The following is a 14808-nucleotide window of genomic DNA, read 5'->3' as shown; positions in this document are numbered from 1 at the left end:
TTACTTTCCGGTTCTTTTTTACTTTTAAGGAAACATTATAAGGGATTATTCCCATCCGGGATTCTGGAAATTGAGCCCGGTATGTACCTGCAAGCGTATCGCTTCTTCTCCCGGTATCGGGAAACGAAGGAACTTGTCTGTATACGCATTGCGCCGACTTACGACAAACCGTTCGTATTTGCCTTCGTCCGTCACCCGCATACCGGTGACAATCCGGTCGGTCTCATGCAGTATTTTCCAACGACGCACGTCATAAAAACGCTGTTCTTCAAAGGCAAATTCCACCCGGCGCTCGTTGCGTAATCTTTTCCGAAACTCGTCTTTTGCCAGCCCGTACGGAATGTCGGGCATCCCTACTCTGTCCCTGACTGCATTTACCGCATCTACAGCGGCATCGGGAGCTATATCAGATGCTTCGGCTTCATTCAAGGCTTCGGCATAATTGAGGTACAACTCTGCCAGACGGAATATACGGAAGTAGCCGTCATTGTTACCGTTGGCACGGTTTGACGTGGGGTTTCCGAACTTACGCATATAATATCCTGTACGTGTATTTCTCCGGTTCGTACTCGACAAAGCACAATTTCCTCCTTCGAATGTCCAGACGTAGGTGTCTCCTCCGACCTGAAAGGGAGCCCCGTTATAGTATATCGACGCTTTCAGGCGCGGGTCCCGATTGGCAAAGGGATTATTCTCATCATACAGCACGGCTTTCGGATTGATGATGGGTCTCAAATGGTCTTCGTCTTCGTATCCGAGTATAGGCATCTCTCCGTCGATGGTCTCATAGCTGTCTACCAGCTCCTGCGAAGGGCATGAGCCTGCCCGTACTTGCCCTTCGGTAACGGGCAATCCGCAATGCTCCCACACGGTGAGTTTGTTACGCCCGGTCATTATCGTTTCCGGGTCTTCTACTCCCCTTACATCGGCTGCTGTCATGAAATACATGTCGTAAGGGGTATATGCCAAGGAGGCAAATCCTCCCGAGGGGACGGCCTTGTACAGGGAATACCCGTTTGCCAGACAGAGGTCCAGCGCTTCTTTCGTTATCTGGGCAGCTTCGTCCCAATCCAACGTGCCATCGTTATTGAGGGGACTGGCCGCATATAAGGCGGCTTGTGACATTATTGCCGCACTCATCGCCTTGCTCCACCGGAAGCGGTAACTATCGGATGACCCGGAGTGCCATCCCAGTGTCTTATTTTCCATGGAAATACGACAGTCTGAAATAATCTGCCGGGCACACTCGGAGAACGTTGCACGACGCAGTTTGGAGAAGTCGTACCCTTCGGCAGAGGGGTCGTCGAGGATAATGGGCACTCCTCCGTAATTCTTAATCATCTGGAGATAATAAAAGGCTCTGAGGCCGTGTGCTTCTCCTTTGTAGCTTTCCCGCTGGTCTTCCAAGTGCATATTAGCGGTAGCGATACGGGCAATTATGATGTTGCATTTCCTGATAGGTTCATAATAATCCCACTTTTCCGGAGTTCCCAACGGATTGGAGAATGCCGATACAAAGCCGTTGCACCACTGGGACATCACTCCATTGGTGACATCGCCTACGTCATGGGCTTCATCGCTTGCCGAAGCCAGAAACGTATTATCTGTATAATTGTTTCCCATGTTATTCCCGATTGCACCGTAACAACTGTTGAGGTAGCCTCCGAGAAGTTTCTGATTTTCGAATATCTGGTCAAATTCCAGTCTTCCGTCAGGATAATCTTCGATAGAGGTGCAGCCGAATGAGATTACCGCCCATGCGGCCAGTGCAATATATGATAATCTGTATCTTTTCATTTTACTTATCCTATATTTATTTAGAAATTGATATTCAACCCGAAATTAAACATCCTGTACACAAACGAATCGATGCTCTTGGACTCAGGATCAAATCCTTTGAACTTAAGGTCGGTCATCGACAGGAGGTTTTGCCCTGTGATATATATTCGGAACTGGTTCATTTTCATCTTCTTAACGATTTTATCAGGTAAAGAGTACCCTAAAGTGACGTTCTTGAGCCGCAGATAATTTGCTTTGGAGACAAAAAATTCATTGGCCAGCAAGCTCGATGAAGTTGTCGATGTCAATGCCGGATATTCTATTTTTTCCCCGGCGGCATAGCGTTCGGGAGTCCAGGCATTCCGGTGTATGTCCAGATATACACCTTGTGCCTGATTTTCGAATACACCAAACCCGTCATAAAAGGCATTGCGCCCGGTCTCTCCCTGCAACTGGATATAGAGGTCGAAGTTTTTATATTTCATCTGTACGGAAGCCCCTGCCATAAAGCTGGGCATGGTTTTTACCCCATCGAGAGGGGCTTTGTCTCGCTCGTCGATAAGACCGTCACTGTTCAGGTCGCGATAGATAAAGTCACCGACACGGGGTGTGACGCCCTGATAAACGAGTTTACGGTCTGCAATTTCCTGCCGGCTGTTGAAAAAGCCGTTACCGTTGGAATAATCGATTAGATAACCGAATTTCTGCCCGATGCTGTATCCGGTCTTGCGGAAGGGGTAATAATACCCGATACTGGAATAATTGAGGTCGTTTGCATCGATTATCTCGTTCTTGTTCCAAGCGAAGTCTCCGGTCACCCCGATTTCAAACCCGGAATTCCATTTTTTGCTATATCCGACTTCGATATCTACTCCCTGATTCTGTACTTTGCCGACATTCGTATAGGGCAGTTTGTCTCCGGTGAAACCACTCAGGGCAGGGGTCAAGTCGCTCTGGCACAACACTCCTCTCTGTTGGGTACGCCAATAGTCTACCGACAGGCTCAACGAGTTGAAGAGAGTCATATCTACGCCATAGTTTTGCTGGTACGACTTTTCCCATTTGATATCCGGATTGCCCAAGGCTCCTTCTGTGACGAGAAAATTGGTAAATATAGAGCCTATGAGCCCGCTACCGCCCATATCTCTGATGTCATCGGCATACAGGTAACGGCTCGAAAAATTCCACAAGTTGTCGTACTGAAGAGCCCCGAATGACAACCTGAATTTCAAGAAATCCAGTACGCTCTGGTTTTTCATAAATTTCTCATTCGATACCACCCAGGCACCGGAAACTGTCGGAGAGAAATGAAACTGATTGCCTTTCCTCATCTGTTCGGAACCGGCATGTGTAAAGTCGAATTGCAGGAAATAGCGGCCATCGTAGCCATATTTTGCATGTCCACCCAATTGTATCCGGCGGAAAGGCAGCAACCATCCGGCACTGGTACTGTCACCGAGACGGTCTTCGGCCAGATAATTCAAAAAGGCATCGACCGAATGGGCTCCGAAAGTGCGGTTATATTCGAGCATTCCTTGAAAATTCATAAAATATACGGTCGACGCGCTCTTGGACCAACTCAAGGCTTTCTCCACGTTGGTACCGAAGAGTACGAGTTCCCCTTCTTCATTCCTTACGTAACGGGCATAGTCGTACTCCCCGTTCCGGATACCGGTATAATATGAGTGGTACCCGACAATGCCTTTAAGCGAAAGTCCTTTGGTGAGGGCACTCAAATCCAGATTCAACCCGAAATCGGCATTCACATCCGTGGCTGTCTCCTGATTTACTCCTTTATAATTGATAGAACCATATATAGGATCGGAGAAATTCTCGGTGGTTACGATTTTACCGTCGACCAAAGGCCCTTCTATCGTATTGGGGGTCGTATAAATTTTATTGATAATATCTCCTCCCCGGGTTTCATTGTTACGGTATATCCTCATATTTGTATTGAGGAATGCCGTCATAAAGCTGAACAAGTCGACATCGATATTCGATACCAGTGTAAAACGGTTCTCGAAGTTGGCGGGATTATACTTTTCTTTCCAGTCTACTTTATACATTCCTTCCGTACGGGCATAACCGCCGTTGACATAATAACGTACTCTCTCATTTCCTCCGTTGAGTTCTATATTGTACCGTTGCGAGGTACGCATGTCTTTCAGAAAAATTTTGCGCCAGTCGTTGTCGATACCGGTACCATCGGCAAAAGCAGTGATGTCGTCCGGGCTGTAAACGGGTTGCAACCCGTCATTGGCCAGTGCCTGATTACGTAAAACAGCGTATTGGTAAGAGTCGAGCATATCGGCCTTTACAGTAGGCATCTCAAGAGCAAAATTCAGATTCACATTGACTTGAGTTTTCCCGGGACGGCCTTTCTTGGTCGTAACCAATATCACTCCCTGTGCTCCAAGGGGGCCATAGAGTGCCTTTGCTGCGGCATCTTTCAGTATAGAGACCGACTCTATGCTTCTCGGGTCGAGCGAATTCAAATCGAGGGTTGGCGCCGGCACTCCGTCGAGCACTATCAATATCGCTTCGCCGTTCATCGAACTGAGTCCCCTGATATGTCCGTCATGATATCCCGCGAGCTTTCCTTGAAGGGTTTCGGTAAGGCCTTTGGACTGCCACAGTTCTATCTCTCGGCTCTTCACGGTACTCATAGACCCGGTGTAGGAAAAACGCGGTTCGGTACGGTCTAAGGCAATGTCGAGCATTTCATCGCTGCATGAGGCATCGGGGAGCATTTTCACTTCCATATCCGAATTTTCGGTTATCGGCAATATCTCGTTTTTATAACCGATACAGCTAAAAGAGAGTTTGCCGTCGGCTTTATCGGTATTTATATAGAATCTGCCTTCAGAATCGGTTATGACGTATTGCCATGAATCCAATATTTTGACGGATACTCCGGGAACGGGGTTTCCTGCCTCGTCGCGAACGACTCCGGCCAGATGTTTTGTTTGAGAAGCAGCCTCTCCAACTCCTGCCAGAGAGCAAGCCGCCACAACAATCATTACTATTTTTCTTATTTTTTTCATGATTATATTTTTAAGACTTGTTACCAACCATAATTCTGCCAGCGGTCTCCGGTCTGGTCTTCCAATGATGACACATCATCAATCGGTATCGGCAAGAAATGCCATTTAGCTTTATAGGAAAGCTTGCTGGGCGACGAACCGTCAGAACCGACGATAAAGCGTTCGTATGTCAGTTTGAGCCCCGAACGTTTGGCCCTCATACCGGTACAGAACTTTTCGTTCTCCAGATCTTCTTCGTTTCTCGTCCATCTTCTTGTATCGAAGAAACGGTGTTCTTCGAAGGCAAACTCAACTTGGCGTTCGTGCCTCAACAACAAGCGGGCTTCCTCCTGGGTAGTCGCGGTGACGTCTACCGACGGGTCGAACCCGGCGCGATGCCGTATATCGTTGATAAGCGCCAGCCCTTCGTCTATATGCCCGGCTTCAATGGCGGCTTCGGCCAGATTGAGATATACTTCTCCCATACGATAATGCTTCCACTTGCCGTCTTGTCCGGAGAGACCGGAATAGGCTTGCCAGTTACGGTATTTGTTCAGGTAATAACCGGTACGGGTGTACCGGCGGTCATTGTCGCGAAGTTCGCTATTGCCTCCGTTATAAGTCTGCACGACAGATTTGGTGTTACCTACGTATATAGAAGCCCCGTTATAGATTATCGTGGCATAGAAGCGAGGGTCTCTGCCTTCGTAAGGGCGTGCCGGATTGTACCCTGAGCCCTCGGTATAGTTAGGCTGCAAATGTGTCTCGTCGAGGTAGGGTTGCTTCAAGTCCAGAACGGGTTTCCCAGTTTCGAGCATATCATAGGCATCGACCAACTCCTGGGAAGGCACGCAACCGGCCCTGTAATTGCTCTGTATAGGCAGGCCCCATACCCACCACATGCCCCAGTTGTCCTTGATGTCCAACCAAATGGTTTCGCGGTCGATAGGATTTGCCCCACCTGTGGCATTTTGCGCGAAATACTCTCCATAGGCATTCAGATATTCTTCCGGATGATGTTGTTGTGTGTACAGCTCATACCCATTGGCTTTCAGCTTCTGATAGCTGTCCTTGTTTTTCTCGTAAGCATAGTCCCAGAGATTTTCGCCACCGGTATTATACAGCGGGCTTGCGGCATACAGAGCAGCTTGGGAACGGATAGCTGCAGCCATGGCGCGGGTCAGGCGCCTGAATTCCCGGTCGTTCACTATACGCCACGGCAGGTCTTCGCACAGCATAGCCGTCTCGCAATCTTCTACGACAAACTTGAGGCAGTCTACGGCCGAGCTCTTTTTTACGGTCGAGTAGTCGACATCGTCCGGGAAAGGGACTTTTATTATGGGAAGCGCTCCATACCATTTTATCAACTGCAAGTAATAGTAAGCCCGCAATACATGTGCCTCGGCCGTCATTCTCGACCGGTCTGTCTCGCTGTTGACTGCAGCGGTAGGGATATTCTGTAAAAAGACATTTATGGTGCGTATCGACTTCCAATATCTTTCCCAATACTGGCATTCGAAGTTTTCGTTATAACATGTCTCGAAGAGATTTTCACGGGCACTGCCCTGCCCTTTATAGGCATTGATGGCGCCGACCCCTTCCACATCGTCGCATGACCAAGACTCATCGCTCAGCGCCGAAGGCAGGTTGTCGAACCAATAATAGTTCATCATTTTATGAGGCAAATTATCGAATGCCTGGGAAAAATAAGCGGCCGTATAATCGGGATTGGCAAATACTTCTTCGAGAGAGAGACGTCCGTCAGGTGTAACGTCCATCACATCGCTACAAGAGCCTAACGATAGTGCAAAAGAGGCCGCAATGCAGGTATATAATAGTTTCTTTTTCATATCTGGGGATATTAGAATTGAATATTGATTCCACAATTGAATGTCCGCATCAAGGGGTAGTCTACTACCGATGCCTGTTCCGGGTCGAATGCTTTTGTAGGCAGCGCTGTCCACGTACAGAGATTGTCACCGGAGATATAGATGCGTACATGGTTCATTTTCGCTTTGCGAGTAAGCCGTGCGGGGAAGGTATATCCTATCTCTGCATTCTTGAGACGCATATAGGCGGCATCCATTATATAGTAACTATTCTGTATATGGCTCACGGAACCGGAATTTGCCAAACGCGGATGCGTGATTTTCTCCCCGTTGGCATAGCGCTCTTCATTCCAGCGGTTGTCGCAAATGTCCAAATAGTATTTGGAGCCTTCTTCTTCAAATATGCCCCGTCCCGAATAGTATTTGGAGTATTGTCCTACGCCTTGGAACATGACGGAGAAATCGAATCCTTTGTAAGAGGCTCCTATATGGAAGCCGTAGCTTATACGGGGCACCAGAGAAGAGTACTTGATAGGGGCCATGTCTTTCTCATTGATAATATGGTCTCCATTCAGGTCTTTGTAGATAAAGTCTCCCGGCTGGGGGATTCCTCCTCCGGTCTCATAGGTAAGCCCGCTATTGATGACATCTTCTTTACTGTTGAAGAATCCGGAACCGTCTTTTCCATGCTCAGGGTCTACGGTATGGTCGATAATGTATCCCCAATTCTGCCCCAAAGAGAATCCGGTCTCACGGTATCTGTAGGCATAGTCGCTCGACAATACGGCTTCATCGGCCGATATGACCTTGTTTCTTGCATAAGAGAAGTTTCCGCCAAAATTGATGTTCAAATCACGGGTGATGTCTGTATTATAGTCCAAGGTGATTTCGTATCCCTTGTTCTTTATCTCGCCCATATTCACTCTCGGCAATTGCGAGGATGTAAGTCCGGAGATGGCCGGGACGGTATTCCTCTCGATAAGAATGTCGCTACGGTCTTCGATAAAGTAATCGAAAGTCAAGTCCAAGTCATCGAAAAGCGTCAAATCGACGGCATAGTTCTGCTTCCACGCTACTTCCCAATGGATGTTCTTGTTCCCTACCATCCGTTCGTAAATTTTGCCTCCGTTCCCTAATGAGGGGATATGGCTGGTATGGTATTGCAGGTCGATATTGTCCAGATACAGGAACCGGGTGCTTCCCAGACCGTCATTCCCGACTTTGCCGACAGATGCCCTTAGCTTCAAATTGGAGATGATTCCGTTATTGCGCAAATTGTCCATAAAGGATTCGTTCGATATGACCCAACCCAAAGAGAATGCCGGGAAAAATCCGAAACGATTGGAGGGGGCAAACTGCTCCGTCCCGTTGTAACCGATATTGACCTCTGCCAGATAACGGCTATCGAATGCGTATGTACCGCGTGCCGACAGTCCCACCATATTGTAAGGGATGTCACCGCTGGCCATCTCGCGCAAATCTCTCTGGAAAAGCACCATACCGGTTACATAGTGCCTGCTGTTGAATGTGCGGTTGTAATTGAGCTGCATCTGCATATTGAGGAAGTAGTTGCTTGTCGTGGAGCGGTGCAGGCTCAAGGGGTCGTCCTCCTCATTATCCCCGTCGAAGGTGTAAATCGGCTGGTCCAGACCGGCAGGCTTGCGCTCATACTTGTAGGTCACGAAACCTTTCAATGCGGTGGTCACGTTATTGCTCCTCGACTCGAACGATGCCAGCCCTTTCAGGCTCAGGCCTTTTGTAATAAATCCGAGGTCTACATTCAACGACGCTATGGCATTCACTCCGGAACGTGTCTGCAAATTGTATCCGCTGCGATTCATATTGCCGTACCCCGATTCCAAGGTCTGTACCGGGTCGTGTACCACCTGCCCGGGCCTGACGTCGTGCACAAGGACGTTGCCTTCGGAGTCGGTCCCGTTTTCACGTACTTTGAATCCGGCTACGGTAAGCGGGCCGGGAGATGTGGGCCGGGCCGTTATCGCGTCGCCCCAGACGGCCGATTCCACCCCGTTCGTCCCGTTTACTTTTTCGATAAAACTGGAGAGGTCAAAAGAGGCTTTTATCCATTTGCTGAATGAATAGTCGATATTGGAACGGAAATTATAACGGTTCATCTTCGCCTGGGGGTCGTATCCCAGTTGCGATTTCGGTTCGGTATTGTACATACCCCCCTGGTATACATATCCTGCATTTACAAAGTACTGCAAGCGGTCGGAACCTCCCGATATGTCGACATTGGCTTTCACCATGGAGGCATAGTCTTTGAAGTAAATGCTTTGCCAGTCGGTATTGGGATACCAATAACGGTCTACGGGGTCAGAGGGCCCCGAACCATCGCGCCAAGCATCGAACTTGGCAATGTCTTTTTCGTCAAACTCGGGGGCTGCTCCTTCATTTTTGCGTGCTTCGTTGAGCAAGCGCACATAATCCCACGAATTGCGCCGGGTAGATTTGCGGGCAAATGTCTGCATACTATACGAGAGGGAGGGACGTACGGAGACTTTCCCTTTCTCACCTCTCCGGGTGGTCACAAGGATAACTCCATTGGCTCCCCGCACTCCGAATACGGCTGTAGAACTGGCGTCTTTGAGCACGGTAATCGACTGTACTTCGTTGGCATCTATTTCGCGAATGCTTTCCCGGGGAATACCGTCGACCAGAATCAAGGGTTTCTTATCGTTGTACGTAGCTGCCCCGCGTAAAAACATCGTCACTTCGTCCTTGCCCGGGGCACCGTTGGTCTGTATGGTCGTCAGACCGGGAAGCCGTCCGGCAATGGCTGCCGTGATATTCGGGGCAGAACTTTTCTTGATGTCGTCGGCCCCGATAGAGGCGACAGAACCTGTCACGGTGACTTTCCGCTGTGTACCGTATGCCACGACAACAGTCTCATCGAGCAATTTTTCCGCAACTTTCATGACCACTTTTACTTGTGAGGTTTTCACAGGATATGTTGCTGTTTCATATCCCATGTAGGTGATTTCCAACACGGGTTTGGGAGTCGTCAGTTTCAGATTGAATACTCCTTCGAAATTTGTGACAGTAACATTGGCTGTTCCTTTTTCTTTTACGGTAGCTCCAATCAGGGATTCTCCGGATTCATCTACAACAATGCCTTTCACGTTTTTTATCTCGGCATATATCATTACCGGAGCAAACAATATAAGTCCCATCAGTAAAAAAAACCGGCATAGATTTTTTATTGGAATTTGAAATTTGTTAAGACTCATGTATATTAAATTTAGTTCGGTTTCCACTATACAAAGTAATGCATCGATTCATATAAGTACTATCGATTTTTGTCTAATTGATTTGCATATTTGTCTCTTTTATGCATGTGAGACTTTTTTGCATTATATACACAACATATTAATAATCAGTATATAAGAGCTAGTTTTGTCTTTACGTATACATTTCCGTATTATCGATACAGATGCAACAAAATGGTCTTGGCGCACCTGCTCATACCGGAAATTCCCGGTTTGTCTACAGTCATTTAAATACTTCCTGAACAAACCGGGAAATATAGTGACGCCAATTTCTCCAAGAATGACCGCCTTCTGTCTCGAACCAAGTATAAGGATAGTTGTTGAGAGAAAGGTATTTCCTGTAATCGAGGTTTGCACTGTACAGGAAATCATCTTTACCGATGGATATCCAATATAATTCGGGGGAGGTATCGAACTGTTTTTTCAATTTGAGTTCCATATTCTCGTAGACTTCACTATGTACTTTTTCTCCGGGTGCAACGGCTGCCGAAAACAATCCGATATAATCGAACATGTCGGGGTATCGTGCCGATATAAATTTGGCATGGAACCCACCCATCGACAATCCGCAAATGGCACGATGCGACTTTTTACGGGATGTGCGATAATGCGTATCGACGTACTGCACGATATCGGGGAATGTGCTTTCGAATGTCCCTTCCATCGTCTTCGGCAGATAGGGCGTCGGAGGGACAAGCCCGAGTGCAGACTCTCCGGGAGCTGCTTCCTGCGCTACATTGCCATTGGGCATTACTACAATCATGGGGTGTGCCTTGCGAGCCGCTATGAGGTTGTCCATTATCTGCGCCACACGCCCGAGGGTCAACCATGCCTCTTCGTCCCCTCCCATACCGTGCAACAGATAAAGTACCGGATATTTCCGTTTCGAACCGGGGTCATATCCGGCGGGTGTATAGACGGAGAGACGTCTCTTCATCTGCAACGACGGACTGTCGTACCATACCCGCGAGACCGTCCCGTGAGGCACGGCATTGACTTTATAAAGGTCTCCAATGCCTCCACCTATGATAAAGATATTCATCGTCGTGGATACATCCCGGACTATATACACGTTAGAGGGGTCTAACATCATCATGCCATCTACTACATAGAAATAGCTGTACAACTCTGAAGGCAAAGGCTCCGGGGTCGTATATTCCCAGATTCCTTCCGCATTTTTCTTCAAATCGGCACCTCCTGAAGAAAAGCAATCACTACCTACTCTCACCGATGCAACATGGTCCGGGGTCTTCAGCCGAAAAGTAACCCGGTTATCGTCATGTATTTCGGGAGAGACAATCGTGTGCCTGCTATCCAATGCTTCTTGGGCTGAAGCGGTGATGCCGACTGTCAAAAGCATTGTCAATAAAAGATTTTTTATCATACTGTCTTTTCTATAATTCAATGGTGAGATATGCTTATGTAACCTATTTTCCAACCGTCCATCGCAGGCAGAGTGACTATAACATCGCTACCGTCAGCTACGGCTTTCAGCCGGATATTTTTATGTCCGGGTCGTTTCCAGATGTATCTGCTTTTCGAGGCGCATCCTCGTAATCTCAGTTTTATCCCTGTATACCGGGATATGCTGCTGTTGAGTACCGTAACGGAACGCAGGCGATAACCGGAATCGACCCGAGGCACGACCACTACTTGTGCTGCTGTCTCAGTCATTACGGGCAACCGATGCTCCGATACCCAGTCGGCAGCCTGTATCAGGGCAATCCTCGAGGCATTATTTACCGCAAGGCTGAAGAAGGGTACTACTGCTACCCGCGCTCCGTCCGTCGAAGTATAATATCGGGTCTCTACGGCTTCTACCGATTTGCCACAAGGGTCAAGTCTCTTATCAAATCCACGGCTGCACGCTATATTCCAAGCTGCCCGGTCGATGAGTATGCCTCTTTCCCGAAACAACGATTCCCCTTCTTTCTGTCCCAATCCCTTAACGGCCTCGGCATCCATAAAGAGTGCAGAGCTGTAATCTCCGTCGGGACTGAATGGTATTCCTAAGGTTGCCAACTCTGAAATCACATCATTGGCTCCGGTGGTAAACCATCCGAAGGCGGGTTCTCCGGGATAATGCGGACGCAATACGAAATCGGGGCTGATATAGGGATTCAAACCTCCCGGCTGAGTGCCTCGATTGAACTCTACGTATTCTTCATAAAAGGACCGGCAAGCGGACAGAGGGCCAAAATAGTTACCGGCATACCAGCTCATGGGTTCCAATGCACTGCATATAATGGCATATGACAGTTGTGTCGCCCCCATGGAGAGGTATAGCAATGACTCAGTACACAGACCGTCAGGGGATTTTCCGGTATGTCTGTGCGGATGGCCTTCGATTTCGGCTGCAATCTGCGTTACATACGCGGGCAACCGCCGTATCTGCCGCGCCATGTCGAATGCTTTTCGTATCATGCCTCTGGGTTCATGATCATCGTAAAAACCGCTGCCCGGACGGGATGCCGGGGCCTTACCCGTCTCGTCTTTAATGGCTTCAAAAACGGGGGTCCAATCGTATCCTTCGAGCAACTCGCGATGAAAATTGGGATGCTGCAAGCCGACAATTGTCTCCGGTGATACGGCATGTACGCCACGGGCAACAGAACGGGCTACTTGAGCCAGGCTTTCTTGGGAGAATTCTATCCATCGACTGCGCAAAATACCGTTGTCTGCATTGCCGTTCATGGCAACAAGGAGAGATGCAGCCTCGTAACTGTATCCGTATTTTTGATTGAAGAGGGATATGCAAGTATTGCAAAAACACAGCATTTTTGCAGGCCAATGCTCCGTAATTCTCAAATCGTCGTCGAGCCATACTACCGACGGCTTGCATTGTAATGCGTATTGGGCAAAGGTATGCTCTACGTATTCGAGGAACTGTGCCTGCCGGGGACAACTGCACATTCGGGTTGCCTGCCCGGCATTGTTTACTATCGTTGTCCATTTATCGGGAATGGACTCCTCGGTATTGAATTCAAAGCCGTCTCCATGTCCTATCGTAAGTCCCTGCACAGACGGCTTTATTCCTATGGCTCTCAGCTGCCGGGCAGCTTCCCCCATTTTCCGAGCCGAACAGTTATGTTTCTCAGATAAAAGCGTATTATATTCCATGAAAAACCAGGCTTCATCCCAAAGTCCGGGATAATCTTCCAGCGCTGCCAACAGCTCATTTTTCAACGAATCGTCGGTATGGTGATGCGGCCAGAGCCGTAGCAACATCTTAAATTCGGATGCGGTTGCCCATACCGGCCATAAGAAGGACATGAATACCAGAGCTAAAATGTAAAGATGTGTTTCGGATTTCATTTGAATATGTCTATTACTTTGGCGTAATTGTATCCGTACTTGTCATATATCTGTGCCAAATGACGGAGACGTTGCAGGAAGGCCGAATAGTCCATCCGGCCGGGTTGGGACCATTGTACTTCAGAGAGTGCGGCCAATCGTGGCAGCAGCATGTACTGCACTCTGCCGAAAGTGGGCATATACTCGGTCCAGACGTTTGCCTGGACGCCTAAAATGTGTGTCATCTTTTCGGAATCGAATCCTTCGGGCACCGGATTCAGAGAGTACACTTTGTCTATCTGCGTCACTTTTTCCTGGTCGTAGTCAAAGTAACAGTGGGACGTGGGGGAAAGTATGGCGTCGTGCCCTTGCTTGACGGCTTCGACGGCCCCGCCCATGCCTCTCCAGGAGTGCACTGTGGCGTCAGGGCCCAAGCCTCCTTCGAGTATTTCATCCCAACCGATGACTTTACGTCCTTTTGCCGCCAGAAATTTCTCGACCGAGACCATGACATAGCTTTGCAGTTTCTGCTCTGCCGAGTGTTTTTTGTCCGGGACTATGCCGAGTTCTTTTATTTTTGCCTGACACGCCCGGCACTCTTTCCAACGTTGTTTGGGGCATTCGTCTCCCCCGATGTGTATGTACTGCGAGGGGAAGAGCCCGGCTATCTCGGTAAAGACATCTTGCAGAAACTGCATGGTCTCGTCTTTTCCGGCGCATAGTACATCTGCCGGCCCTCCCCATACTTCGCATACTTCATAAGGGCCACCGGTGCATCCTATCTCGGGATATGACGCCAATGCCGCTGCAGAGTGTCCGGGAATGTCTATCTCGGGAATAATGGTTATATACCGCTCTTGTGCATATCTGATGATGTCGCGTATCTCGTCTTGTGTATAAAACCCGCCGTGAGGCGTGCCGTCGCCTGCCGTCTGTTTACGGTATGCTCCTACGGAGGTGAGCCGGGGCCGAGACTTTATCTCTACTCTCCAGCCCTGGTCGTCGGTGAGATGCCAGTGGAAACGGTTTACATTGTGAAGCGCAATGATGTCGATATAGCGCTTTACCGAATCGACAGGGAAAAAGTGCCTGACTACATCGAGATGTACTCCCCTGTATGCGAAGCGGGGCGAATCTTCTACGATACATGAGGGTATTTCCACTTCGGAGGCCTGCCCTGCAGGGAGTGCCTTGCGCAATGTCTGTATGGCATAGAATACACCTGCGGGAGAATTGCCGACGATGTGTATGTTTTTCTTGTCGACAGTCAAGGTGTACCCTTCGGCATCGGAAGAGGTATCTTTGACGCGGAGGCTTATCGTCCCGCGTTTCCGAGGTCTATCGGTCAGCTCGGGAACAATGCCTGTGATGTCGGTAATGTATTGTTGCAGAAAGGCGGCATTGCGCTTCTGCCCTTCTTCGTAGTATATTTTGGTATTGCTATCCAGAACAAAGGGGGCCGACGTACCGGCACAGATGGTACGCGGCACGGGTATTACATTAAAATCGGCTTTCGGGCCGGCGGCAGATGCCGTACTCAACAGGGCAAACAGCCCGATAATCGTGACGATTCTATTTTTCATAGGAAAGAGT

General features: G+C 48.8%; 7 protein-coding genes. All 7 read right to left on the bottom strand.

What is annotated here, in order from left to right; translation table 11 throughout:
- Window positions 1–45: 45 nt before the first annotated feature.
- Window positions 46–1797, bottom strand: a complete 1752-nt coding sequence (locus NBH06_RS11240) for a RagB/SusD family nutrient uptake outer membrane protein (RefSeq protein ID WP_021930388.1) — start codon at window positions 1795–1797, stop codon at window positions 46–48.
- A 20-nt stretch (window positions 1798–1817) separates the two neighbouring features.
- Window positions 1818–4823 (bottom strand): SusC/RagA family TonB-linked outer membrane protein, encoded by a 3006-nt coding sequence (locus NBH06_RS11235; protein WP_250794384.1) that lies wholly within the window; start codon window positions 4821–4823, stop codon window positions 1818–1820.
- A 20-nt stretch (window positions 4824–4843) separates the two neighbouring features.
- Window positions 4844–6652 carry a RagB/SusD family nutrient uptake outer membrane protein gene (locus tag NBH06_RS11230; RefSeq protein WP_250794381.1) on the bottom strand — a complete coding sequence of 603 codons (1809 nt, stop codon included), beginning with the start codon at window positions 6650–6652 and terminating at the stop codon, window positions 4844–4846.
- An 11-nt stretch (window positions 6653–6663) separates the two neighbouring features.
- Complete coding sequence (locus NBH06_RS11225; protein ID WP_250794379.1) at window positions 6664–9825, bottom strand: SusC/RagA family TonB-linked outer membrane protein; 3162 nt, start codon at window positions 9823–9825, stop codon at window positions 6664–6666.
- A 319-nt stretch (window positions 9826–10144) separates the two neighbouring features.
- A complete protein-coding gene (locus NBH06_RS11220) occupies window positions 10145–11305 on the bottom strand; it encodes an esterase (protein WP_250794377.1) in 1161 nt (386 codons plus the stop codon).
- A 17-nt stretch (window positions 11306–11322) separates the two neighbouring features.
- Entirely contained in the window at window positions 11323–13236 is a 1914-nt protein-coding gene (locus tag NBH06_RS11215) for a hypothetical protein (protein WP_250794375.1), read from the bottom strand.
- Window positions 13233–14798: a beta-N-acetylhexosaminidase gene (locus NBH06_RS11210; protein WP_021930395.1), complete on the bottom strand. Its 1566-nt coding sequence runs from the start codon at window positions 14796–14798 to the stop codon at window positions 13233–13235. Before NBH06_RS11210 ends, NBH06_RS11215 begins: the two co-directional genes overlap by 4 nt.
- Window positions 14799–14808: the final 10 nt, after the last annotated feature.

It is taken from the genome of Barnesiella sp. B2-R-119 (genome assembly GCF_023656675.1).
In the GTDB taxonomy this organism is placed as follows: Bacteria; Bacteroidota; Bacteroidia; order Bacteroidales; family Barnesiellaceae; genus Barnesiella; species Barnesiella intestinihominis.
This window is presented reverse-complemented; position numbering and strand designations above follow the sequence as displayed.

What these genes read in the sequence shown, in the direction of transcription:
- NBH06_RS11240 (WP_021930388.1), bottom strand. Translation starts at nt 1,797, where the DNA reads ATGAAAAGATACAGATTATCATATATTGCACTGGCCGCATGGGCGGTA.
- NBH06_RS11235 (WP_250794384.1), bottom strand. Translation starts at nt 4,823, where the DNA reads ATGAAAAAAATAAGAAAAATAGTAATGATTGTTGTGGCGGCTTGCTCT.
- NBH06_RS11230 (WP_250794381.1), bottom strand. Translation starts at nt 6,652, where the DNA reads ATGAAAAAGAAACTATTATATACCTGCATTGCGGCCTCTTTTGCACTA.
- NBH06_RS11225 (WP_250794379.1), bottom strand. Translation starts at nt 9,825, where the DNA reads ATGGGACTTATATTGTTTGCTCCGGTAATGATATATGCCGAGATAAAA.
- NBH06_RS11220 (WP_250794377.1), bottom strand. Translation starts at nt 11,305, where the DNA reads ATGATAAAAAATCTTTTATTGACAATGCTTTTGACAGTCGGCATCACC.
- NBH06_RS11215 (WP_250794375.1), bottom strand. Translation starts at nt 13,236, where the DNA reads ATGAAATCCGAAACACATCTTTACATTTTAGCTCTGGTATTCATGTCC.
- NBH06_RS11210 (WP_021930395.1), bottom strand. Translation starts at nt 14,798, where the DNA reads ATGAAAAATAGAATCGTCACGATTATCGGGCTGTTTGCCCTGTTGAGT.